Annotated in this window: 24 protein-coding genes; 15 read left to right on the top strand and 9 right to left on the bottom strand. The window is 63.4% G+C overall.

The features are described 5' to 3' along the window. The first annotated feature begins 83 nt into the window (after nt 1-83). The 3 genes from hmgA to maiA are packed head-to-tail and all read left to right on the top strand — an operon-like array spanning nt 84 to nt 3,326. The gene (hmgA, locus tag BJQ17_RS04095; protein ID WP_003251670.1) at nt 84-1,385 is read left to right on the top strand and encodes a homogentisate 1,2-dioxygenase; all 1,302 of its coding nucleotides are present in this window, start codon (nt 84-86) and stop codon (nt 1,383-1,385) included. Between the two features lie 3 nt (nt 1,386-1,388). Then, the gene (gene fahA, locus BJQ17_RS04090) at nt 1,389-2,681 is read left to right on the top strand and encodes a fumarylacetoacetase (protein ID WP_003251672.1); all 1,293 of its coding nucleotides are present in this window, start codon (nt 1,389-1,391) and stop codon (nt 2,679-2,681) included. 12 nt (nt 2,682-2,693) lie between these two features. Then, entirely contained in the window at nt 2,694-3,326 is a 633-nt protein-coding gene (gene maiA, locus BJQ17_RS04085; RefSeq protein ID WP_003251674.1) for a maleylacetoacetate isomerase, read from the top strand. Here maiA and BJQ17_RS04080 read toward each other — a convergent pair. Then, nucleotides 3,320-4,126, bottom strand: a complete 807-nt coding sequence (locus BJQ17_RS04080; protein WP_004575364.1) for a SirB1 family protein — start codon at nt 4,124-4,126, stop codon at nt 3,320-3,322. The genes maiA and BJQ17_RS04080 overlap by 7 nt on opposite strands. 124 nt (nt 4,127-4,250) lie before the next feature. On the opposite strand from BJQ17_RS04080, the gene BJQ17_RS04075 reads away from it, so the two are divergent. Next, complete coding sequence (locus tag BJQ17_RS04075; protein ID WP_003251677.1) at nt 4,251-5,270, top strand: Glu/Leu/Phe/Val dehydrogenase dimerization domain-containing protein; 1,020 nt, start codon at nt 4,251-4,253, stop codon at nt 5,268-5,270. Nucleotides 5,271-5,328: 58 nt separating this feature from the next. Here the strand turns inward: BJQ17_RS04075 and BJQ17_RS04070 are convergent, their stop codons facing one another. The 3 genes from BJQ17_RS04070 to BJQ17_RS04060 form a co-directional block, all read right to left on the bottom strand. Beyond that, nucleotides 5,329-5,592 carry a YebG family protein gene (locus tag BJQ17_RS04070; protein ID WP_003251679.1) on the bottom strand — a complete coding sequence of 88 codons (264 nt, stop codon included), beginning with the start codon at nt 5,590-5,592 and terminating at the stop codon, nt 5,329-5,331. A gap of 355 nt (nt 5,593-5,947) precedes the next feature. Further along, complete coding sequence (locus tag BJQ17_RS04065) at nt 5,948-6,211, bottom strand: DUF3077 domain-containing protein (protein ID WP_003251681.1); 264 nt, start codon at nt 6,209-6,211, stop codon at nt 5,948-5,950. 92 nt (nt 6,212-6,303) lie between these two features. Further along, nucleotides 6,304-6,546: a hypothetical protein gene (locus BJQ17_RS04060; protein WP_003251683.1), complete on the bottom strand. Its 243-nt coding sequence runs from the start codon at nt 6,544-6,546 to the stop codon at nt 6,304-6,306. Between the two features lie 448 nt (nt 6,547-6,994). On the opposite strand from BJQ17_RS04060, the gene BJQ17_RS04055 reads away from it, so the two are divergent. Further along, nucleotides 6,995-7,465 carry a phosphate-starvation-inducible protein PsiE gene (locus BJQ17_RS04055; protein ID WP_003251685.1) on the top strand — a complete coding sequence of 157 codons (471 nt, stop codon included), beginning with the start codon at nt 6,995-6,997 and terminating at the stop codon, nt 7,463-7,465. Nucleotides 7,466-7,468: 3 nt separating this feature from the next. Here the strand turns inward: BJQ17_RS04055 and BJQ17_RS04050 are convergent, their stop codons facing one another. Both BJQ17_RS04050 and BJQ17_RS04045 read right to left on the bottom strand, forming a co-directional pair. Next, entirely contained in the window at nt 7,469-7,759 is a 291-nt protein-coding gene (locus tag BJQ17_RS04050; RefSeq protein ID WP_003251688.1) for a DUF3509 domain-containing protein, read from the bottom strand. A 121-nt stretch (nt 7,760-7,880) separates the two neighbouring features. Next, nucleotides 7,881-8,228: an HPF/RaiA family ribosome-associated protein gene (locus BJQ17_RS04045; protein WP_003251689.1), complete on the bottom strand. Its 348-nt coding sequence runs from the start codon at nt 8,226-8,228 to the stop codon at nt 7,881-7,883. 256 nt (nt 8,229-8,484) lie between these two features. Between BJQ17_RS04045 and BJQ17_RS04040 the strand changes: the two genes are divergently transcribed. From BJQ17_RS04040 to BJQ17_RS04015, 6 genes are all read left to right on the top strand, one after another. After that, a complete protein-coding gene (locus BJQ17_RS04040; RefSeq protein WP_003251691.1) occupies nt 8,485-8,790 on the top strand; it encodes a DUF3649 domain-containing protein in 306 nt (101 codons plus the stop codon). Continuing rightward, nucleotides 8,787-10,364: a PepSY domain-containing protein gene (locus BJQ17_RS04035; RefSeq protein ID WP_070095552.1), complete on the top strand. Its 1,578-nt coding sequence runs from the start codon at nt 8,787-8,789 to the stop codon at nt 10,362-10,364. The genes BJQ17_RS04040 and BJQ17_RS04035 overlap by 4 nt, the downstream gene beginning before the upstream one ends. Then, nucleotides 10,364-10,690 (top strand): DUF3325 domain-containing protein, encoded by a 327-nt coding sequence (locus BJQ17_RS04030; RefSeq protein ID WP_004575362.1) that lies wholly within the window; start codon nt 10,364-10,366, stop codon nt 10,688-10,690. Before BJQ17_RS04035 ends, BJQ17_RS04030 begins: the two co-directional genes overlap by 1 nt. A gap of 5 nt (nt 10,691-10,695) precedes the next feature. Continuing rightward, nucleotides 10,696-11,271, top strand: coding sequence for an RNA polymerase sigma factor (locus BJQ17_RS04025; protein WP_070095567.1), 576 nt, complete (start codon nt 10,696-10,698; stop codon nt 11,269-11,271). After that, nucleotides 11,268-12,248, top strand: coding sequence for a FecR domain-containing protein (locus tag BJQ17_RS04020; protein WP_003251699.1), 981 nt, complete (start codon nt 11,268-11,270; stop codon nt 12,246-12,248). The genes BJQ17_RS04025 and BJQ17_RS04020 overlap by 4 nt, the downstream gene beginning before the upstream one ends. A 175-nt stretch (nt 12,249-12,423) precedes the next feature. After that, nucleotides 12,424-14,814, top strand: coding sequence for a TonB-dependent siderophore receptor (locus tag BJQ17_RS04015; RefSeq protein ID WP_070095551.1), 2,391 nt, complete (start codon nt 12,424-12,426; stop codon nt 14,812-14,814). Between the two features lie 28 nt (nt 14,815-14,842). Here BJQ17_RS04015 and BJQ17_RS04010 read toward each other — a convergent pair whose 3' ends face one another. Further along, nucleotides 14,843-15,718 carry a helix-turn-helix domain-containing protein gene (locus tag BJQ17_RS04010; RefSeq protein WP_004575359.1) on the bottom strand — a complete coding sequence of 292 codons (876 nt, stop codon included), beginning with the start codon at nt 15,716-15,718 and terminating at the stop codon, nt 14,843-14,845. 185 nt (nt 15,719-15,903) lie between these two features. On the opposite strand from BJQ17_RS04010, the gene BJQ17_RS04005 reads away from it, so the two are divergent. After that, a complete protein-coding gene (locus tag BJQ17_RS04005; protein ID WP_004575358.1) occupies nt 15,904-16,806 on the top strand; it encodes a DMT family transporter in 903 nt (300 codons plus the stop codon). Nucleotides 16,807-16,971: 165 nt separating this feature from the next. Here the strand turns inward: BJQ17_RS04005 and BJQ17_RS04000 are convergent, their stop codons facing one another. Next, nucleotides 16,972-17,946: a D-glycerate dehydrogenase gene (locus tag BJQ17_RS04000; protein WP_004575357.1), complete on the bottom strand. Its 975-nt coding sequence runs from the start codon at nt 17,944-17,946 to the stop codon at nt 16,972-16,974. A gap of 175 nt (nt 17,947-18,121) precedes the next feature. Continuing rightward, a complete protein-coding gene (locus tag BJQ17_RS03995; protein WP_003251712.1) occupies nt 18,122-19,069 on the bottom strand; it encodes a LysR family transcriptional regulator in 948 nt (315 codons plus the stop codon). 191 nt (nt 19,070-19,260) lie between these two features. Here BJQ17_RS03995 and BJQ17_RS03990 point away from each other — a divergent pair, with 191 nt between their 5' ends. The 3 genes from BJQ17_RS03990 to BJQ17_RS03980 are packed head-to-tail and all read left to right on the top strand — an operon-like array spanning nt 19,261 to nt 23,154. Continuing rightward, nucleotides 19,261-20,790, top strand: coding sequence for an efflux transporter outer membrane subunit (locus BJQ17_RS03990; protein WP_054889257.1), 1,530 nt, complete (start codon nt 19,261-19,263; stop codon nt 20,788-20,790). After that, a complete protein-coding gene (locus BJQ17_RS03985; RefSeq protein ID WP_003251716.1) occupies nt 20,787-22,964 on the top strand; it encodes an FUSC family protein in 2,178 nt (725 codons plus the stop codon). Before BJQ17_RS03990 ends, BJQ17_RS03985 begins: the two co-directional genes overlap by 4 nt. Further along, complete coding sequence (locus BJQ17_RS03980; protein WP_003251718.1) at nt 22,954-23,154, top strand: DUF1656 domain-containing protein; 201 nt, start codon at nt 22,954-22,956, stop codon at nt 23,152-23,154. The genes BJQ17_RS03985 and BJQ17_RS03980 overlap by 11 nt, the downstream gene beginning before the upstream one ends. Nucleotides 23,155-23,157: the final 3 nt, after the last annotated feature.

Below are 23,157 nucleotides of genomic sequence, written 5' to 3'. Positions count from 1 at the left end.
GCCTTTATAGCTTGACGCCTTGAGCGGAGCAAATTACGTTATTCGTAATCTGATTACGATAAAAACAAAATCCGGAGGCATCGATGAACCGCGACACGTCGCCCGACCTTCACTACCTGAGCGGCTTCGGCAACGAATTCGCCAGCGAAGCATTGCCCGGGGCGCTGCCTGTCGGGCAGAACTCCCCGCAGAAGGCCCCGTATGGCCTGTATGCCGAGCTGCTGTCGGGCACGGCGTTCACCATGGCCCGCAGCGAGCTGCGCCGTACCTGGCTGTACCGCATTCGCCCTTCTGCCTTGCACCCACGCTTCGAGCGCCTGGCGCGCCAGCCGCTCGGCGGGCCACTGGGTGGCATCAACCCCAACCGCCTGCGCTGGAGCCCGCAGCCGATTCCTGCTGAACCGACCGATTTCATCGAAGGTTGGCTGCCCATGGCTGCCAACGCCGCAGCGGAAAAACCGGCTGGCGTGAGCATCTACATCTACTGCGCCAACCGGTCCATGGAACGGGTGTTCTTCAACGCGGACGGTGAGCTACTGCTGGTGCCGGAACAGGGCCGCCTGCGCATCGCCACCGAACTGGGCGTGATGGAGGTCGAACCGCTGGAAATTGCGGTGATCCCACGTGGCATGAAGTTCCGCGTCGAACTGCTCGACGGCCAAGCCCGTGGCTATATCGCGGAAAACCACGGTGCGCCGCTGCGCCTGCCGGACCTGGGCCCGATCGGCAGCAACGGCCTGGCCAACCCCCGTGACTTCCTCACGCCCGTGGCCCACTACGAAGAAGCCGAAGGCCCGGTGCAACTGGTACAGAAGTTCCTGGGTGAACACTGGGCTTGCGAGCTGCAGCACTCGCCACTGGACGTTGTGGCCTGGCATGGCAGCAACGTGCCGTACAAGTATGACCTGCGCCGCTTCAACACCATCGGCACCGTCAGCTTCGACCACCCGGACCCCTCGATTTTCACCGTGCTCACCTCGCCAACCAGCGTGCATGGCATGGCCAACATGGACTTCGTGATTTTCCCGCCACGCTGGATGGTGGCCGAGAACACCTTCCGTCCGCCATGGTTCCACCGCAACCTGATGAACGAGTTCATGGGCCTGATCAATGGCGCCTACGACGCCAAGGCCGAGGGCTTCCTGCCGGGTGGTGCCTCGTTGCACGGGGTGATGAGTGCCCATGGCCCCGACGCTGAAACCTGTGAAAAGGCCATTGCCGCTGACCTGGCACCGCACAAGATCGACAACACCATGGCCTTCATGTTCGAGACTAGCCAGGTGTTGCGCCCGAGCCTGCAAGCCCTTGAATGCCCGCAATTGCAGGCCGACTACGATAGTTGCTGGGCGACCTTGCCGAGCACCTTCAACCCGAACCGGAGATAACCCATGAACCACACTGCCAATGCCCGTAGTTGGGTCGAGCACGCCAACGGGCACAGCGACTTCCCGCTGCAGAACCTGCCCTTGGGCATCTTCAGCCGGCCGGGTGAAGCCAGGCGCTGTGGCGTGGCGATCGGCGACGCGATCCTCGACCTGGAGGCGGTGCTGGCCGCCGGCCTGTTCGACGGGGCGGCCAAGGCCGCCGTTGAAGCCACCCGCGGCGGGGCTTTGAACGCCTTCTTCGCTTTGGGCCGCAATGCCCGCGTAGCCCTGCGCGAGCGTTTGCAGGTGCTGCTCGATGAGCACAGCGAACACCAGGCGGCCTTGAAGCCGGCGTTGTTCCCGGCCAGTGACTGCCAGCTGCACGTGCCGGCGCAGATCGGTGACTACACCGATTTCTACGTAGGCATCGAGCATGCGAAGAATGTGGGCAAACTGTTCCGCCCCGACAACCCACTGCTGCCCAACTACAAGTACGTGCCGATCGGTTATCACGGCCGCGCCTCCACCATCCGGCCGTCCGGCACCGACGTGCGCCGGCCCAAGGGCCAAACCCTGCCGGCCGGGCACACCGAGCCGAGCTTCGGCCCTTGCGCTCGTCTGGACTACGAACTGGAACTGGGTATCTGGATTGGCCAGGGCAATGACATGGGCCAGGCAATTCCGGTAGGCGATGCCGCCGAGCACGTAGCCGGCCTGTGCCTGCTCAACGATTGGTCGGCGCGCGATATCCAGGCTTGGGAATACCAGCCACTGGGGCCGTTCCTGTCCAAGAGCTTCATCACCACCATTTCGCCTTGGGTGGTCACCGCCGAAGCGTTGGAGCCGTTCCGCTGTGCTCAGCCGGCACGCCCCGAAGGTGACCCGCAGCCGCTGTCGTACCTGCTGGACAAGCGCGACCAGGCCAGTGGTGCATTTGATATCGAACTCGAAGTGCTGTTGCTGACTGAGCGCATGCGTGAGCAGGGCATTGCCCCGCACCGCCTGACCCTGAGCAACACCCGCAGCATGTACTGGACCGTGGCGCAACTGGTGGCGCATCACAGCGTCAACGGCTGCCAGCTGCAGCCGGGTGACCTGTTCGGTTCGGGCACGCTGTCGGGCGCCACGCCGGGATCGTTCGGTAGCCTGCTGGAGATCACCGAAGGCGGCAAACTGCCGGTCGAGCTGGCCAGCGGCGAGGTGCGCAAATTCCTCGAAGACGGCGACGAAATCATCCTGCGTGCCCGCTGCACACGTGACGGCGTAGCCAGCATCGGTTTCGGTGAATGCCGCGGCACGGTCATCGCAGCCAACTGAGGAGGCAGGGGTATGGAGCTGTACACCTATTACCGTTCCACCTCGTCCTACCGGGTGCGCATTGCCCTGGCACTGAAGGGGCTGGCTTACCAGTCCCTGCCGGTCAACCTGCTGCAGGGTGAGCAGCGCGGCGAGGGCTATGTAGCCGTCAACCCGCAGGGCCGCGTACCGGCCTTGCGCACCGACGGTGGTGAGGTGCTGGTGCAGTCGCCGGCGATCATCGAGTACCTGGAAGAGGTTTATCCACAGCCTGCGTTGCTGCCGGCCACCGCCGAGGCACGGGCCAAGGTACGTGGGGTGGCGGCCATCATTGGTTGCGACATTCATCCGCTGCACAACGTCAGTGTGCTCAACCGGCTGCGCCAGGCCGGTCAGGATGAGGGGCAGGTCAACCAGTGGATCGGCCACTGGATCAGCCAAGGGCTCGCGGCAGTGGAGCAACTGATTGGCGATCACGGTTTCTGCTTTGGCGACACGCCAGGGCTGGCGGATGTGTACCTGATCCCGCAGTTGTACGCGGCCGAACGCTTCAACATCGACCTCGACAGCTTCCCGCGCATCCTGCGGGTTGCCGCACTGGCGGCCGCGCACCCGGCGTTCGCCAAGGCCCACCCCGCCCAGCAGCCGGACAGCCCGGCTCAGTGAAGTGAACGGTTCGTCGCCGGAAGCTTGCCGATTCGCTCGGACAGCTTCAGGCGCTGGACCGGGTCTTCCGTCAGCAGTAACGCATGCTCCAGGTCGAAGCGCTCGGCCTGTGGGCAATCCAGATGATGGTAGAGCGAGGCGCGGGTCATGTAGTCGCTCACCTGCACCGGGCCCAACTGCATGATGCGCTCTGCGTCGATCAACGCCGCCAGGTGGTTGTCGTTACTGATGTGCAGTTGGCGCAGGTTGCGTGACAGGCGTTGCAGCATCTGCAGCGGGCTGGCGCTGCGCAGGTGCTCGGCGGTCAGCGCCAGGTGCGGGCCGAACTGGCGCGCCAGCAATTCGCGGCAGTCGCTGGGGTACAGGCGCCGGCCGCCGCAGGGATCGAGCAGGTGGTCGGCACCCGGCACGCGCAGCAGGAAATGGCCAGGGAAGCCCACACCCTCCAGCGGTATGGACAGGCGCCTGGCCAGTTCCAACGCGAGGATGGCCAGGGTCAGTGGTTGGCCGCGGCGGCGCTGCAGTACCTTGTCCATCATCGCCGCATGGGGGCGCAAGGGGTGATATTCATCCTGCTGAAAGCCCAGCGCATTGAGCTGGCGCAGCAGTGGCTGGGCCAGTTCGCATAGTGGAAGCATCGGCAGGTTGGCGCTTATCTCGCGCTGCAGGTCGTGCAGCGCAGCAAGGCTGGCCGCGGGCTCGACACCCGGGTCGTGCTCGGCAGCAATCCACAATGCGGCTTCCAGCAGGTCGACAGGCTCGCGTTCCAGGCAGGCCAGGCAGGCTTGACGTGGCTTCATGGGGCATCTCCACACACGTTTGAGTATTAGCCGTGGCGCGTGGTTTCGTCCAGTGGTCCGGCGGCGGCGTCAAGGCTGAGGCCGTGCCTATACTGGAAGGAGCACCTCGTAGGGGAGCCGGTCGATGTTCGCGCTGATGCAAAGCACCCGTACCCAGTCACTGCACCTGTTCAATGACCCGCCTACGGGCCTGAAAGCCGTTGTGGCAATCCACAGTGAGCATTTGGGCCCGGCCATGGGGGGGTGCCGCTACCTGCCTTACGCCGATGACGAAAGCGCCATGACCGACGCGATTCGCCTGGCCCAGGGCATGAGCTACAAGGCAGCACTGGCCGGCTTACCGATGGGGGGTGGCAAAGCGGTGATCATGCGCAACCCGCATGTGGAAAACCGCGCCGCGCTGTTCGAGGCCTTTGGCCGCTTCATCGATACCTTGCATGGGCGCTTTATCATCGCCGTGGACAGTGGCACCTCGACCTTGGACATGGACTGCATTGCCCACAGCACGCCCTACGTGACCAGCACCACTGCGTCGGGCGACCCATCGCCACATGCGGCGATGGGAGTGTTCGCGGGCATACGTGCCACAACCTCGTTTCGGCTGGGCAGCGATGACCTGAGAGGCTTGCGGGTAGCGGTGCAGGGGTTGGGCAATGTCGGTTATGCACTGGCGGAGCAATTGCATGCGGTGGGCGCGGAGCTGCTGGTCAGCGACCTGGACCCGGGGCGGGTGCGGCTGGCGATGGAGCAGTTCGATGCCAAACCGGTGACCAACGATGCTTTGATCAGTACCCCTTGCGATATCTTTGCACCCTGCGGCGTGGGCCCGGTACTGAACGGGCAGAGCGTGATGCAACTGCGTTGTGCGGCAGTGGCAGGGGCGGCCAACAACCAGCTGACGACCTTGCAGGTGGCAGACCAGCTGGAGTCGCGCGGCATATTGTATGCACCTGACTACGTGATCAATGCCGGTGGGCTGATCTATGTGGCACTCACCCACCGTGGCGAAGACCAAGGCACCATTACTGCGCACCTGGCGCGGATTCCTTCACGGCTGACCGAAGTGTTTGGCCATGCGCAGGCGGAGAAGCGTTCGCCGGCAAGGGTGGCGCAGATGTTGGCGGAGCGGTTGTTGTATGGCTGAAGGTTGCTGATGGCGTTGTTGCCCACTTCGCCGGTAAACCCGCACACCTCGGGCGATATCACTCGGCAGCAGTACCCTCAAGCAATTCGGCCAACGCATCCGGCTGGCTTTTGAACGCCCGGGCGAACACATCGCGGTTCTTCGCCATGTAGATACCGGCTTCCTCGACCTGCTGCTCGGTCAGCGACGGCACCGCCTTGTGCAGCACTTCGGCCAGGCGCTCGGCCAGTTCGAGCATTTTGTCGTGACGGTCTGCTTCGGCCTTATCCATGAACAAGCGCTCCGGGTCGCGGCTGCTGCGGTACACCACTTCGACGGCCATTCATCACCTCTATGCCTTTTTGCTGGTTGTGTTGCGGTTTACTGTATCTATATACAGTAATGGCAATGCTGGTTGGTTCGCAAGCAGAAATTGTAGCGTGGCACAGACCGAGCGCTGCGGGTGCGCCTTTGCCAGGAACAATTGGTTCGAAACAGATGTAGGAGCGGGCTTGCCCGCGAATGCGGTGGCGGCTGCGACGGTGAATGACCGGGAGATATTGGCCGGCAGGTCCGGCCTATTCGCGGGTAAACCCGCTCCTACAATGGTGCGCCGCGCGGGCGGGGCTCGATCTCACAGGCGCTGAAACTGCTGCGGCAAACACATAGAGGCCTTCATCCAACCTGAAGCGAAATCCTCATTGCTTCATGCCCAACTCGGCATCATCCATCAGCGCCTTGGCCATGGCACTCAGATAATGGGCGGCCCATATCATCATGGGCTTCTCCTCCATCAGGCCAGTGATGGTCAATTCACGCACATAGCCCATCAATTCCGACGACTGCTCGCGGGCGTCCCTGCAGGGGATGCCGGGCTCGATGCGGAACAGTGGATGGGTGCTGTTTTCGCCTTGATAGAAAGTGGTCTTGCCGACGGTGAATTGGGTGTCTTCTGTTGTCATTGTTCAATCCCCTGAAGTTTCTCGAGTGCCTGGCCGCCCGTTTCACGGGCGAGCCCGCGAAGAGGCCGGCCCTCCCGGCACATTAACCAGCCTTAGTGCGAAGTCCTGGGCTCAGCGTGCATCTGCACCTGAACCAGTGCCGACTCAAGCAGAGCCCGCAGCGCCTCCAGCTCATGCATCGAGGTCATCATCAGGATCGAAACCGGTGACTTGGGCTGAAGCAGCAACGCCTGATGCACCACGGTGGCTGCGCACAACGCGTAGTCGGTGGCCTGGATCAGGGTGTCTTCGAGGGAATGGGGGTTATGGGGTGGATCGGGAACTACTTTCAGCATGGTGAAGGCCTGTTCAAAGTTGGGGCCACCACCTCCTGCTGTCAAACAATGAGGCGGCAGCTGTACATGGGTTGACAGACCGGTGAACAGAACCAAAAGCCGGCGCACACGAGGTGCCCCATGACAGCTGCCATAAAGGCAAAGCCATGTGGTTAGTTCAGGGCGGCCTGTCAAAGCCGGTCGCTGATTGGCAGCGACGACCCCAGACTAGTGCGCATGCCCGAACGCCACAATGGCAGGGAGTATCTTTGGGAAATGCCCTACAAGGAAGGGGTTAAATCTGATTTTTCCCCAAGCACGGCGTGCTTTTTTGCAATGCGCCACGCCTCAAGGTGTCTTGCGGCAATCGGTCGCCTTCCAAGACAGGGGCTTGGCCCTTTAACTGCATGGCACAAGCGTCACATCAGCGACGCATCATCCTTAAAGACGTATCGGGGAATGGAACATCGTGAACATCAAATGGGCAGAAAAACTGCGCAAGGGCCTGCACGGCTCGGCCGACTCGCTGGGCAACCTGTGCGTCGAGGCGTTCCATTACCTGGCGCTGTTCGGCATTGGCGCGATCACCGCCTACGCGGCGGTGGTGACGTTCCTGGACATGCTGGGCAAGGGCGGGATCAGTGTCGATGACATCCTGCTGTTGTTCATCTACCTGGAGCTGGGGGCGATGGTGGGGATCTACTTCAAGACCAACCACATGCCGATCCGCTTCCTGCTGTACGTGGCAATTACTGCGCTCACTCGCCTGCTGATCGGCGATGTTTCGCACCACAAGGCACCCGATGAAGGGCTGTTGTACCTGTGCGGCGGCATCCTGCTGCTGGCGTTCTCGATCCTGGTGGTGCGCTACGCTTCGTACCGCTACCCCTCGACCAAGGTGCTGGACGCCAACGGCAAGGCAGTGGAGGAGGGCAAGTAGCCCTCAGTTGGCAATGAAATGGCGCGGCTCGTGGCGGGCGTCACGGGTCAGCGCGGCCAGCACTTGCAGGGGGTTCTGGCTGAGTTCGATCGCAAGGCCCAGGCGGATGCTGTCGATCACCCGTTGCAGGCGCACCGGGTCGTTGCGTTGGGCCGGGGTGATGAGGCGCTTGGCGACCACGCCGGCGTCGTCGGACAGGGTCAGCATGATACTGCCGTCGAGGTTTGCAATGCTCAGGTTCACCCGGTATTCGGGGGCGAATGCAGCACTGATTCGTTCGAATGGGTTGTTCATGGTCTTGCTTCTGCGTTGAGTGAATGCAGAGGTTGACCGGGACGTTCGCACGTTGGTTCAGCGCCATTGATCGGCACAAACGAAAACGCCCGGCTCAAGGCCGGGCGTTTTGCATTGCCGATCAGGCGTCCGGGTCACTCAGTTCCAAGACGCCGCGCTTGCTGCGCAGCTTGCCGTAGAAGTGCTCCAGCGCGTGATTGAGCTTGGTGGCGGCACCGTCGACTGCCTGGTCCAGCGAACTGGCGGTGTGGGTCACGGAAATCGGTTGGTGGCCTTTCGGGCGAGCCTCCATCTGGCAGCGTTTGTCATGCGGTCCGGGCTTGACGCCGTTCTCGTCGCGCAGGTGAACCTCGATGCGGGTGAGGTCTTCTTCGTAACGTTCCAGCGAGTTCTGCAGTGTGCTGCGGACCCACTGGTCGAGCCGGGCGTTACCGTCGAAATCGTTGCTGCTGTTGACCTGGATTTGCATGATTCAATCCTTATTCAGCTTGCTCGCATGGAGACGCGCCTAGGCCCTTGAGACCCTTGGAATTTCTGCGCCTCTTGACTCTAAGGTCAGGCAACTGCGGAATGAATTCAAGCCCTTTTTGAAAATAAATTTCTTGTTGCAAATGGGCTTACCGTGACGCGTGGCTCGTACGGCCAAATGGGTAGCGGGGGCTGGGCTTTGCTTATGAGAATTGAAATCATTATTATTGCAGCCCCAAGAACGCCCGGACCTCGCCATGACGCGCAAAACCGCCGGCCTCCCGCTCAGCTATCGCCTGGCCGTGACATCCCGTAGCCTGGCCGCGCTGCTGGGCGGCTATCTGCTGGCGTCCCTCGCGAGCGTCTGTATTGCCTTGCTGGCGCCACTGCCCAAGGTCGATGCCACGCTCACCGGCCTGCTGCTGTCGTTCGTCTTCTACCTGCTGGCGTTCATCTGGTGTTTCGCCTGCCGCAGCGCCTGGCGTGCCTGGTTGGGCGTATTGGCGCCAAGCCTGCTGCTGGGCGTGATCAGCGGCGTTGCCTACTGGATGAAAAACGCATGAAAGAAGGCTTCCGCCAGGCCATGGCCTGGCTGCACACCTGGACCGGCCTGATCTTCGGCTGGCTGTTGTTCGCCATCTTCCTTACCGGCACGCTTTCGTACTTCAAGGAAGAAATCACTCATTGGTCGCAGCCTGAAGTGCGCAGCCATGCCCTGGACCCGATCAATAGCCTGGCGGTAGCTCAACGTTACCTGCAGGACAATGCAGGGCATTCGAGTACCTGGTTCATTCGCATGCCGAACGAACGGGAGGCCGCCTTGAGTGTGGGCTACCGCGACCCCAGTGGCGGCCCGCGTGGCTTTGTCAGGAAAACCCTCGATACCCAGACCGGCCAGCCGGTGGACGCACGTGACAGCCGCGGTGGTGAGTTCTTCTACCGCTTCCACTTCCAGCTTCAGATGCCTTACCCGGTTGGCCGTTGGCTCTCGACGTTCTGCGCTTTCATCATGCTGCTGGGGTTGGTCACCGGCATCATTACCCACAAGAAGATCTTCAAGGAGTTTTTCACCTTCCGCCCTGGCAAGGGGCAGCGTTCCTGGCTGGACGGGCACAATGCCATCGGCGTGCTGGTGCTGCCGTTCCACTTGATGATCAGCTACAGCAGCCTGGTGCTGTTCATGTACATGGTGATGCCGGCGGGCATCATGGCCAGCTACGGCAATGACACCGACAAGTACTTCAATGACCTGTTTGGCCGCAACGATGCGCCCAAGGCGGCCCAAGTGGCCACGCCGCTGGTAGCGTTGCCGAGCCTGTACGCCAAGGTGCAGGCGCTGCAGCCGGGGGCGCGTGTTGGCAGCATCCAGGTGCAAAACCCGGGCGACAGCAATGCCCGCGTCACCTTCACCCAATCGGCAGCCGACCACGTGGCTTATCGGCGTAGCGCCAACTGGACATTCGATGGGGCCAGTGGTGCGCTGTTGAGCCAGGGCAAGCCGGAGAGCGGTTTAATGATGACCGCCTTCAGTTTCGCCGGCCTGCACATGGGTAACTTTGCCGGGCCTTGGCTGCGCTGGCTGTATTTCTTCTTTGGTGTGGCCGGTACGGCGGTGATTGGTACCGGGTTGGTGATGTGGTTGGGCAAGCGCCAGCTCAAGCACGCCAAGAGCGGAGCTGTGCCAGGGGAGCTGCGCCTGGTCGAAGTGCTCAATATGGCCAGCATGAGTGGCTTGTTGCTGGCGGTGGCGAGCTTCTTCTGGGCCAACCGCCTGGTGCCCATGGCTGTCGAAGGCCGGGCCGACTGGGAGGTCAATGCTTTCTTCATCGCCTGGGGCCTGTCGCTGGTGCACGCCGTGCTGCGTAGCGGGCGCAAGGCCTGGGGCGAGCAACTGGTGCTGGGCGCGCTGGCCTTCTCCCTGCTGCCGTTGCTCAATGGCCTGACGACTGACCGGGGCTTGAACCATTCGGTACTGGAGGGTGACTGGGCCATGGCCGGCTTCGATCTGACAGCCTTGGGGACTGGCCTGTTTCTGGCCTGGCTGGCCCACAAGATGCTGGCCAGCCCAACCCCCGTAGCCAAGCGCGCGGCGCGTGCGACAAAAAAGTCGAGCATTGAAACGGTGGAGGTGAGCTGATGCTGGGTAACGCACTGATTGCCTTTGCGGGCTTCGTTGCCCTGTGCCTGGCGATGGAAAAGCACTTCAGCGACTTGCTCGGGCGCAAGCCAAGCCCCAGGCACTTGCTCCTGTTACGTGTTGCAGGTTGGCTGCTGCTGATGCTGTCGCTGGTGCTCAGCGTGTACCTGCGTGGCTGGGCCCTCGGCCTGGTGGAGTGGACCGCAGTGATGATGGCCGGGGTAACACTGTGGGTGTTCGGCCTGCCGTACCAGCCTCGTCTGCTGCTGGGCCTGGCTGCCGTCAGCGTGGTGCTGGGCCCCATGCTGGCCGTATCTGCTGCGTGATCCCTGTGAGCGAGCCGAGGGATATCATCGAACCTGACGCTGACAGCGCAGGCGCACGTGCACGTTTCGTCCAGGTGTTCCAGGCCCAGCGTGCGCGTATGGAGGCGTTGGTAAGCCGTCGGGTCGGCTGCCGCGCCACCGCTTCGGACCTGGTCCAGGAGTTGTTCCTGCGTTTCTGGCGTCGCCCCGAGGTCAAGGTCGAGGCGCTGGACACTTACCTGCTGCGTTGCGCGGGCAACCTGGCCATAGACCACCTGCGCAGCGAGAGTAGCCGCGAACGCGTGGCCGAAGCCGCTGTGCCGGTGAGCGAGGCGAGCCTGGCCCAGGCCCCTGAGCAGGCCGTGGAGGTCGACCACGACTTGCAGCGTATCGAGGCCACCTTGCGTGCCTTGCCCGAGCGCACCCGGCAGATCTTCCTGCTCAACCGCATTCACGGCTGCAAGTACAGCGAGATCGCCAAAGCCATGCAGCTGTCACAGAGCGCCGTGGAAAAGCATATGATGCGCGCCCTTGAAGCGTGCAAGGCGAGTGTTGCCGAGCCCGCGTCCACCCCACGCCGGTCAGGGAGCGCCCGTCGATGAGCCGTTTACCGCCGATCACCGAAGCGCAGTTTCAGGCTGCCCTGCAATGGTTCAACCGGATCAACGAGCAACCCGGGCAAGCCGAAGGGGCGGCATTCAAGCGCTGGTTGCTGGCCGACCCCGCACACCGCGCAGCCTACGAACAGGCCCAGGTGCTGTGGCAGAAAAGCGCCGCCCCGGCGGCGCGGCTGGCGGACGAAGAACAGGACGCACTGCAGCGCTACCTCGATGCCATGGCCAGACCGCCGGCGGGTGGCGGGTGGCGGCGGGTGGCAGGGCTGGCGTTGGCTGCCTGCCTGGTGCTGGCCGTGGGCGTCGCTGGTGGCTGGCACCCGGGGTACTGGTTGCAGGACCTGCAGGCGGACTACCGCAGTGCCGGGCAGATTCGCCAGGTGACCTTGGCCGACCAGTCACAGGTGACGCTTGATGCCGGTAGCGCCATTGCGGTCGATTTCGCCCAGGGTGAGCGCCGTGTGCGGTTGCTGCATGGCGCGGCGTTCTTCGAGGTTACCCATACCGGTGAGCCGTTCCTGGTGGAAGCTGCCGGCGGCGAAGTGCGGGTGCTCGGCACCCAGTTCGAGGTGCGTGAGCAAGGCGAGGGTGCCCAGGTGACGGTGCGCAGTGGGCGTGTGGGCGTCAGCCCCGCGCAGGGCACTGTGGCGCGAGAACTGACTGCCAACCAGCAGCTAACCTACCGCGCAGGCAGGGTAGGCGACACCCTGGCGGTGGACAGTGACAACCGCCTGGCCTGGCGCCAGGGGTGGCTGAACTATTACCAGGTGCCGCTGGCGCAGGTGATCGAAGACCTTGGGCGATATTACCCGGGGCGTATCCTGTTGCTCGATGGTGACCTGGGGCAGCGCAAGGTCAGCGGCAGCTTCCCGGTGGCCGAGCCGCTGCTGGCGCTGGATTCGCTGGGCAAGGTGATGGGTTTTTCACGGCAGACCGTGTTGGGGCGTTTGACCCTGATTCGGTAGTTGCCTGTGCCAGCCTCTTCACGGGTAACCCCCCCGTAGGAGCGGGTTTACCCGCGAAGAGGTCGCCACAACAAAAATATTTCCAGGCACAGGTGAGGTAACAGCACGTGGCATCCGTGTATTGAGTGAAAGTGCGATTGATTCGCAATAATCACCCCCTCACAGGTCAGCGTCCATGAAGTTCTCCCCGCGTTGCGTCCCTCTCTGGTTCGGCCTTGCTGCGCTCCCGGCCTTCGCTGTCGCCCCCCTGGCAACCGCGGCCGAGCAGCTGCAGGCCTATGCCTTCGCCCAGCCGGCCCAACCCCTGGCCCAGGCCCTGAACGCCTTCAGCCGCACCACTGGCCAGAGCGTGGTCTACACCCTCGAGCTGCCGGGCGTGCAAGCGCCAGCGCTGAAGGGTCGGTTCAGCGCCGAGCAGGCGCTGCAACAACTGCTGGGCAACGCTGGGCTGGCCTGGCGCCGCGTCGACGCACGTACCCTGACCCTCGAACCTGCAGACACCTCCGGTGCCCTCAACCTGCAGGCCACCACCGTGACCTCGCAACTGGACGACTACAGCTACCAGCCCCCGGCCAGCGCTTCGATCATGCGCGGGCAGGGCCCGAACCAGGACATCCCTCAGGCAATCAACGTGGTACCGGCCCAGGTTATCCGCGACCAGGCCCCGCGCAACCTCGATGACGCCCTGGCCAACGTCAGCGGCATTACCCAGGGCAACAACTTCGGCGGCACATCCGACACGGTGATGAAACGTGGCTTTGGCGACAACCGCGACGGCTCGATCATGCGCGATGGCATGCCCGTGGTGCAGGGTCGCAACCTCAACGCCAGCACCGAGCGGGTCGAAGTGCTCAAGGGCCCTGCCTCGCTGCTGTACGGTATCCAGGACCCGGGTGGGGTCATCAACGTGGTCAGCAAGCGTCCGCAGTTGCAGCAGTACAACGCCCTGACGGTGCGCGGCTCGACCTATGGCAGCGGCAAGAACGGCAGCGGTGGCGGGCTCGACAGCACGGGCGCACTGGGTGACAGCAACTTCGCCTACCGCCTGGTCGTCGACCACGAAGACGAGGACTACTGGCGCAACTACGGCGTGCACCGCGAATCGCTGGTGGCGCCGTCGCTGGCCTGGCTGGGCGAAGACACCCAGGTGGTGCTGGCCTACGAGCACCGTGAGTTTCTCTATCCCTTTGACCGTGGCACCGCGTTCGGCAACAACGGCCACCCGCTGAACATCCCTACCACGCGCCGCCTGGACGAGCCGTTCAACGACATGGAAGGGCGCTCCGACCTGTATCGCCTGGAAGTCGACCATCAGCTGGCCGATGACTGGAAGCTGCACTTTGGCTACAGCTTCAATCGTGAGACCTACGATGCCAGCCAGGTTCGCGTGACCGGCGTCAACGAAACCCAAGGCACGCTGACACGCAGCATCGACGGCACCCACAACGCCATGAGCCGTGACCAGTTCGTGACCCTGAGCTTCAATGGCAATGTCGAGCTGGCGGGGATGCAGCATGACCTGCTGTTCGGCATCGACCATGAAGACCGCAAGATCTTTCGCGGTGACCTGATTCGCCAGACACCACAGTCCACGTTCAGTTATCTGGACCCGGTCTACGGGCAGGAAGTGGAGGGCACCAACGTACGAGCCAGCGACAGCGACCAGACCGACAAGCTGCGCACCGATGCGCTGTTCGTGCAGGACGCGCTGCACCTCGATGAGCACTGGATCCTTGTTGCAGGTGCGCGTTTCCAGCAGTACGACCAGTACGCTGGCCGCGGTCGCCCGTTCAAGGCCAATACCGACATCAGTGGCCAGGCTTGGGTGCCCCACGCCGGTATCGTTTACAAAGTCGACGACCAGCTCTCGTTCTATGGCAGCTACAGCGAGTCGTTCAAGCCCAACTCGACCATCGCGCCGCTGACCGGCAATGTCGTGCTCGATTCCTCGGTAGCACCTGAGGAGGGCAAGGCGTGGGAGCTGGGCGCCAAGCTCGACATGCCAGGCCGCATCACGGGCACCCTGGCGTTGTTCGATATCACCAAGCGCAATGTACTGGTCTCGAACTTTGACGCCGTCACAAGCGAGACGGTCTACAGCAATGCGGGTGAGGTCAGTTCACGCGGTGTAGAACTCGACGTGACCGGCCAGCTCAGCGAGCGCTGGAGCCTGATCGGCAGCTATGCACTGACCGATGCCAAGGTCACCAAGGACCCTGATCTTGAGGGCAACCGCCTGCAGAACGTGGCCCGCCACAGCGGCTCGCTGTCGGCGGTGTATGACTTTGGCAGCCTGTTCGGGGGTGACCGGCTGCGCTTCGGTGCCGGCGCCCGTTATGTGGGCGAGCGTTCGGGTAACGCGACCAATACCTTCGACCTGCCGAGCTATACCGTTGCCGATGCGTTTGCCACTTATGAAACCAAACTCGACGAACACAACGTGCGCCTGCAACTGAACGTGAAGAACCTGTTCGACAAGGTGTATTACAGCTCGGCGGTGAACCAGTACTTTGTGGCGATTGGCGATGCGCGGCAGGTCAGTTTGTCGAGCACCTTCGAGTTCTAGGCAAATGGGGCCGCAGAGCGGCCCGGTTTCAGATGAAAAAGGCCTTGCGGTATTCGCCAGGTGTGGCCCCCAGGGCTTGGCGAAACCGGTTGCTGAAATGGCTGGCACTGGCAAACCCGCACAACAAGGCAATCTCCCCCAGCGGCATTACACCCAGCCGCAACAACTGGCACGCCCGGTGCAGCCGCCGGGCCAGCAGATATTGGTGCGGCGGGAGCCCGAAACTGGCGCGGAACATGCGCGCAAAGTGGTATGCGGACAGATTGCAGCGCAGCGCCAGCTCTTCCAGGGTGATGGGCTGATCCAGGTGTGCCTCGAGGTAGTCGACCAGCTGTCGGCGCAGGTTTGGCGCCAGCCCGCCTTTCAGGCGCAGGCCTTGGCGCAACCCGACCTGGCTGAGCAGCGCATGGTCAACGATCTCGTGCGCCAGGCTGCTGGCCAGCAGGCGCTCGCCGGGCTCGTCCCAGTCCAGCTGGATCAATTGACGGAAGCGGGCAGCCTGCTGCGGGTCGTCCAGAAAGGTCGCTTCCTGCAGTTGCAGCTCGCGCGGTTCCCGGTCGAGCAGGCGTACACAGCCCAGGGCGAACTGCGCCTCGCTGATATACAGGTGTGCCAGGCGGATCGCGCCATTGACGACCCAGTTCGATTCCTGCCCGGCCGGCATCACGCACAGCTTGTCGGGCGCACCTTTGTCGGCCGGGCGCTGGCGGCGGAAGGTGCCGGTGCCGTCGGCGATGTAGCACGACAGGGTGTGATGGCTAGGCGCCTGGTAGTCGCGCGCATCGTCACGGTTGCTCCACAACGCTGCCGCCAGTCCGTCGCCCAGGTGCGCGCTCAGCTCCAGCCTGGCGTTGGGCGAGGCATGCATGGCGTTGAACACTTGCAACTGGGTGAGTGGCGTCATTGGCGGTTCCTCTTGCCTGCCATCCTACTGCGCCCTGGACCGAGTGACAGCTACCGGCGCAAGAAAAGCGCAAGTTCGTGCAAGCAGACAGAGGCTGATCGAAAGAACACTGGTGATCCCTGTAGGAGCGGGTTTACCCGCGAAGCGCCGGGCACCGATTTCCAAAGGCCCAAGGAACCGCCACCATGAACCTGTCACTCTACCTGCTCACCGTCCTGATCTGGGGCACCACCTGGATCGCCCTGAAACTCCAGTTGGGTGTGGTCGCGATCCCAGTGTCGATCGTCTACCGCTTCGCCCTGGCCGGGCTGATCCTGTTTGCTTTCCTGTTGCTTACGCGCCGGCTGCAACCCATGAACCGCCGTGGCCACCAGATTTGCCTGGCCCAGGGCCTGTGCCTGTTCTGCGTCAACTTCATCTGCTTCCTCAGCGCCAGCCAGTGGATCGCCAGCGGCCTGATCGCGGTGGTGTTCTCCACCGCGACACTGTGGAACGCGCTTAACGCTCGTATTTTCTTCGGCCAGAAAATCGCCAGCAATGTGCTTGGCGGTGGTGCCTTGGGCTTGCTTGGCCTGGGCCTGCTGTTCTGGCCGGAGCTGTCGCATCACGCAGCCAGCCGCGAAACCCTGTACGGCCTTGGTTTAGCCCTGTTCGGCACGCTGTGCTTCTCGGCCGGCAACCTGCTGTCGAGCATGCAGCAGAAGGCCGGCCTCAAGCCGATGACCACCAATGCCTGGGGCATGGTCTATGGGGCGGTGATGCTGGCGGTGTTCTGTGTGGTCAGCGGCGTGCCGTTCAGCATGGAGTGGAATGCGCGCTATATCGGTTCGCTGCTGTACCTGGTGGTGCCGGGGTCGGTGATTGCCTTCACTGCCTACCTGACGTTGGTCGGGCGCCTGGGCCCGGAGCGGGCTGCTTACTGCACGGTGCTGTTCCCGTTGGTGGCGTTGAATGTGTCGGCGGTGGCTGAGGGTTACCAATGGACGGCGCCGGCCTTGCTCGGCTTGGTGGCGGTGATGGCGGGGAATGTGCTGGTGTTTCGCAAGCCCCGGCCCAGGGTGGCTGGGGGTGTTGTGGTAGCCAAATAGGTGATGGGTTGCCTGGGCCGGCCCTTTCGCGGGTAAACCCGCTCCTACAGGGCTGTGCACACCCTTTGTAGGCGCGGGTTTACCCGCGAAGAGGCCAGCACAGGCATTCCAAATTGTAGGCGCGGGTTTACCCGCGAAGAGGCCGGCCCAGGCACTCCAGAACGGTCAACCCTTCCACACCTGCGGGTTCACCAGGTCCCGCGGCCGCTCGCCCAGCAGCGCCGCACGCAGGTTGTCGATCGCCCGGTTGGCCATGGCCTCACGGGTTTCGGCAGTGGCCGAGCCAATGTGCGGCAAGGTCAGCGCATTGGGCAGCTTGAACAGCGGCGAGTCGCTCAGCGGTTCTTTCTCGTACACATCCAGGCCTGCGCCGCGAAGGGTGCCGTTCTGCAGCGCCTCGATCAGCGCCGCCTCATCCACCACCGGCCCACGGGCAATGTTGATCAGGAACGCACTCGGCTTCATCAGCTTCAGCTCGCGGCTGCTAATCAGCTTGCGGGTGGCATCAGACAGCGGCACCACGATCACCACGAAGTCGGCTTCGGCAAGCAACTGATCCAGGCTGCGGAACTGTGCGCCCAGCTCCTGCTCCAGCGCAGTCTTGCGGCTGTTGCCGCTGTACAGGATCGGCATGTTGAAGCCGAAGCGGCCACGGCGTGCCACTGCTGCACCAATGTTGCCCATGCCGACAATACCCAGGGTCTTGCCATGTACATCGCTGCCGAAGTGGGCCGGGCCCACGGTAGCCTGCCAGTTGCCGGCCTTGGTCCAGGCATCCAGCTCGGCGGTGCGCCGGGCGCAGCCCATGATCAGTGAAAAGCCCAGGTCGGCGGTGCTTTCGGTCAGCACGTCGGGGGTGTTGGTCAGGGCGATGCCGCGCTCGTTGAAGTAGTCGAGGTCGTAGTTGTCATAGCCGACCGACACGCTGGACACCACCTCCAGCCTGGCCGCGCCTTCAAGCTGCGCCCGGCCGAGCTTGCGGCCAACGCCGATCAGACCATGGGCTTCAGGCAGGGCTTCGTTGAACTGGGCGTTGATGTCGCCGAGCTTGGGGTTGGGCAGAATCACGTTGAAGTCTTGCTGCAGGCGCTCGGCCATGGCCGGGGTGATACGGCTGAAGGCCAGGACGGTCTTTTTCATCGGGCAACTTCTCTGCTAGGCGGGGTGGGGGCTGTGCTGGCTTTTTCGCGGGCAAGCCCGCTCCTACGGGGGGCGCGGTGCCTTGTAGGAGCGGGCTTGCCCGCGAAGGGGCCGGAACAGGCGAAATCAATGGTTAGCAACCTACCATTGTCCGCCCCCGCAATGCAGCAGCTTTTTAGTTGGCGATCAGCACCTGATGGGTTTTCAGGTCTGCCTCATGCGCGGCAAGAATCTCTGGCAGCGAGTTGCGCAGGTACTCGACCCAGGTCTTGATCTTGGCATCCAGATACTGCCGCGATGGATAGATGGCATACAGGTTCAGCTCCTGCAGGCGATACTCGGGCAGCACGCGAACCAGGCTACCGTCCCGCAGGCCCTCGATAGCCGAATAGATCGGCAGCACGCCTACGCCCATGCCACTGCGGATCGCAGTCTTCATGGCATCGGCGGTGTTCACCATGAACGGCGAACTGGTGATGTTGACCATCTCTTGGCCTTCCGGGCCATCGAACAGCCATTTCTCCAGCGGTATGACCGGGCTGACCATGCGCAGGCAGGCGTGCTTGAGCAGGTCGGCAGGCTTGTGCGCCACGCCATGCTGGGCGATGTAAGCGGGCGAGGCACAGACAATGCTGTAGGTGATGCCCAGGCGCTGCGAAACGAACCCCGAGTCGGGCAGTTCGGTGGCCAGCACGATGGAGACGTCATAACCCTCGTCGAGCAGGTCGGGCACGCGGTTGGCCATGGTCAAATCGAAGGTCACGTCCGGGTGCGTTTCGCGGTAGCGGGCGATGGCATCGACCACGAAGTGCTGGCCGACCCCAGTCATCGAATGCACCTTCAACTGCCCGGCCGGGCGCGCATGGGCGTCGCTGGCTTCGGCCTCGGCTTCTTCGACGTAGGTAAGAATCTGTTCGCAACGCATCAGGTAGCGCTTGCCGGCTTCGGTCAGCGCAATGCGGCGGGTGGTACGGTTGAGCAGCCTTGTTTGCAGATGGGCTTCCAGATTGGAGACCGCCCGCGACACGTTCGCGGTGGTCGTATCCAGTTGCGCCGCAGCGGCAGTGAAGCTGCCGAGTTGGGCTACGCAACTGAAAGCACGCATGTTTTGCAGGGTGTCCATGGGTCACTCTCGAGGTAGAGGACAAAATTGTGTCACGAAGTAACTTAGAAAAGAGAAAAAGTTGCCTTCGACCAAAGGCGGATTATCGCTGTTTTGGTAACAAAGATTCGCAGGAATCTGTGCTTATCGCCAGTGCTGCTGCCCCCTAGAATTGCCCGGCCCCTTCACCTCTTCCTCGGGAAATCGCAGCTGTGCCGCGTCGCATCATCAGAACGCTCAAGGCGTTCAGTGCCTGTGCCCTTGCCCTCACCTTGAGCGGCTGTATCGGAACCTGGGGCATTGCCCCGCAAAGCAAGACGCTGCAAGCCAATACCTTGACCACCGATGCGGCCATTCGCGAAGCCGCGACCGACGCTCACTGGCCCGACCAGCAGTGGTGGCACGCCTATGGCGACCCGCAGCTGGACCGCTGGATTGCCCTGGCCGTGGCCGGTAGCCCGAGCCTGGCCATGGCTGCGGCGCGGGTTCGCGAAGCCAAGGCCATGGCCGGTGTGGTCGAGTCGGCGGAAAAGCTCCAGGCCAACGGCCAGGCAACGCTCAAGCGCCACAACTGGCCTGAAGACCAGTTTTATGGCCCCGGCGCGTTGTCGGGTGCCAACACCTGGGACAACAACGCCGCCATCGGTTTCAGCTACGCCCTTGACCTCTGGGGGCGCGAGCGCAATGCCAGCGAGCAGGCCGTGGACCAGGCGCACATGAGCGTGGCCGAAGCCCGTCAGGCGCAGCTGGAACTGCAGAACAATGTGGTGCGTGCCTACATCCAGCTGAGCCTGCATTTTGCCCAGCGCGATATCGTCAAGGCCGAACTGGAACAGCAGGAGCAGATCCTGGCCCTGGCCAAGCGTCGCCTGGATGCCGGTATCGGCACCCATTTCGAAGTCAGCCAGGCCGAAGCGCCGCTGCCGGAAACCCACCGTCAGCTCGACAGCCTCGACGAAGAAATTGCCCTGACCCGCAACCAGCTGGCCGCACTGGCCGGCAAGGGCCCGGGGGAAGGCGCGCAGTTGCAGCGCCCGGCCCTGGCCTTGGCCGCGCCGCTGAAACTGCCTTCGAACCTGCCCGCCGAACTGGTTGGCCAGCGGCCTGATGTGGTTGCCAGCCGCTGGCAGGTGGCTGCCCAGGCGCGTGGCATCGACGTCGCTCACGCCGGCTTCTTCCCCAACGTCGACCTGGTCGGCAGCCTGGGCTTCATGGCCACCGGCGGTGGCCCGCTGGAATTCCTGACCGGGCGCAAGTTCAACTACAACGTCGGCCCGGCCATCAGCTTGCCGATCTTTGACGGTGGGCGCCTGCGCTCAGAACTGGGCGTGGCCTCGGCGGGGTATGACGTGGCGGTGGCCCGCTACAACCAGACCGTGGTTGGTGCACTGAAGAACATCTCCGACCAGTTGATCCGCCGCGAGTCGATGAAAGAACAGTCGCACTTCGCCGCCGAATCGGTTGCTGCCGCGCAGAAAACCTACGACATCGCCATGGTCGCGTTCCAGCGCGGCCTTACCGACTACCTGAACGTACTCAACGCGCAGACCTTGCTGTTCCGCCAGCAGCAGGTGCAGCAGCAGGTGCAGGCCGCCCGCCTGATTGCCCATGCCGAGCTGGTCACCGCCCTGGGTGGTGGCCTGCAGGCCGGTCAGGATGCGCCGAAAGAGGAACGCCAGGCAGCGCCGAAGACCCCGGCCACCCTGGCCATTTTCGACAAGAAGCCGGATAACGCCGAATGAGCACTTCCAGTTTGCCCGTGCGCTGGCTGCAAAGCCTGGAATGGCGCCGGGGCTTCTTTGCCTGGGCGCGCACCGACGGCGTGACCTGGGTGTACATCTTCAAGGTGCTGGCCGCCGCGTTCATTACCTTGTGGTTGGCCATGCGCCTGGAGCTGCCGCAACCGCGCACGGCCATGATCACCGTGTTCATCGTCATGCAGCCGCAAAGCGGGCATGTGTTCGCCAAGAGCTTCTACCGGGTGCTAGGCACCCTGGCCGGCTCGGCGATGATGGTGGCGCTGATCGCCATCTTCCCGCAGAACACCGAGCTGTTTCTGCCCAGCCTGGCCCTGTGGGTGGGCCTGTGCTCAGCCGGTGCCATGCGCTACCGCACCTTCCGCGCCTATGGTTTCGTGCTGGCTGGCTACACCGCAGCGATGATCGGCCTGCCGGTGCTGCAACACCCCGACCAGGCGTTCATGGCAGCGGTATGGCGGGCGCTGGAAATCGCCCTGGGTATTCTGGTGTCGACCTTCGTCAGTGCCGCGATCCTGCCGCAGTCGGCCAGTGCCGCAATGCGCAACGCCCTGTACCAGCGCTTTGGCGTGTTTGCCGGGGTGGTGGTCGAGGCCCTGCGTGGCGACAGTCAAAAGGACCGCTTCGAGAGCAGCAACGTGCGCTTCGTGGCAGAGGCCGTGGGCCTCGAGAGCCTGCGCAACGTCACCGCTTTCGAAGACCCGCACATGCGCCGTCGCAGTGGCCGGCTGGTGCGCATGAACAGCGAGTTCATGGCCATCACCACGCGCTTCAATGCCTTGCACCGCTTGCTGGAGCGCCTGCGTGCCCGTGGCCCGCTGCAGATCGTAAGTGCCATCGAACCGGGCCTGAACACCCTGGTGGAGTTGCTGCAGCCCTATGTGGGCCGGGCGTTGACTGACGCCGATGCGCTGCGCCTGACCCTGGAGCTGGCCGCCTACAAGGAAGGCCTGCAGGCCCAGGTGCGGGGGCTGCGGGCTGAGTACCTGGCAACGGACCCCAGCGAATCCGACCTGCTCGATTTCCACACCGCGTTCGAGCTGCTGTACCGCTTCGTCGACGAGATGTTGAGCTACGCCGAAACCCATGCCTCGCTGGCCGCGCACAAGCACGAGCGCGAGCAGTGGGACGAGCCCTACGTGGCGCAGACCAGCTGGTTGGTATCGCTGGCGGCCGGTGTGCGCGCCTCGGCAGTGCTGTTGCTGCTGGGCAGTTACTGGCTGCTCAGCGATTGGCCCAGTGGCGCCATGATGACCCTGATCGCCACGGTCACCGTATGCCTTTCGGCAGCGTCACCCAACCCCAAGCGCATGTCGTTCCAGATGGCTTGCGGCACGGCCATCGGCGCTTTTGTCGGCTTCTTCGAAACCTTCTTCGTGTTCCCCTGGATCGACGGTTTTCCGCTGCTGTGCATGGTGCTGGCGCCTGTGTTCGTGCTGGGCGCGTTTCTTTCGTCGCGCCCTGCCTACGCCGGTTATGGCATCGGCCTGCTGGTGTTCTTCGCGATTGGCTCGGTGCCGAACAACCTCACCGTTTATGACCCGTACACCTTCATCAACGACTACATCGGCATGGTGATCGGCATGTTCGTCTGTGCCGCCGCCGGGGCGATCATCCTGCCGCCCAACAGCCGCTGGTTGTGGAGCCGCCTGGAGCAGGCGTTGCGCGAGCAGGTGCTGTTCGCCATCAGCGGCCGCCTGCGCGGCCTGGGCTCGGCCTTCGAAAGCCGCACCCGCGACCTGCTGCACCAGGCCTATGGCCTGGCGGCCGGCAAGCCGCAGGTGCAAAGCCAGCTGATGGGCTGGATGTTCACCGTGCTGGAGATCGGCCACGCCGTCATCGAGCTGCGCAAGGAGCAAGCCCGCGCCCCGGTGCACCCGGCCTATGCCGAGTCGCAGCCCTGGCGCCAGGCAATCCGTGTCATGGGCCGTGCGCTGACCCGGCTGTTCCTGCAGCCCAGCGCCAGCAACCACGAGCGCGCACTGGTGGCAGTGGACCACGCCATCGCCCGCGTGCAGGCCACCGACGAGCCATTCGCCCGGCACTTCGACACCTCGGTGCTGCGCCGCGTGCAAAGCTACCTGCACTTCATCCGTACTTCCCTGCTGGACCCACAGTCGCCACTGGCACCGGCGAAAGGACTGCACCATGCCCCGTGAGATCGCCTTCCATGGCGTGTACATGCCCACCATGACCTTGATGTTCCTGTTTGCCCTGGGCCTGGCCTGGGGCCTGGACCGGTTCATTGCCAGCCATGATGGCTACCGCTTCTTCTGGCACCCGGCGCTGCTGCGCCTGAGCCTGTTCGTCTGCTTGTTCGGCGCCATGGCGCTGTCTGTCTACTGGTGAGAA

Origin of the sequence: Pseudomonas sp. NBRC 111139, assembly GCF_001753955.1 — a bacterium.
GTDB classification, from domain to species: Bacteria; Pseudomonadota; Gammaproteobacteria; order Pseudomonadales; family Pseudomonadaceae; genus Aquipseudomonas; species Aquipseudomonas alloputida.
This window is presented reverse-complemented; position numbering and strand designations above follow the sequence as displayed.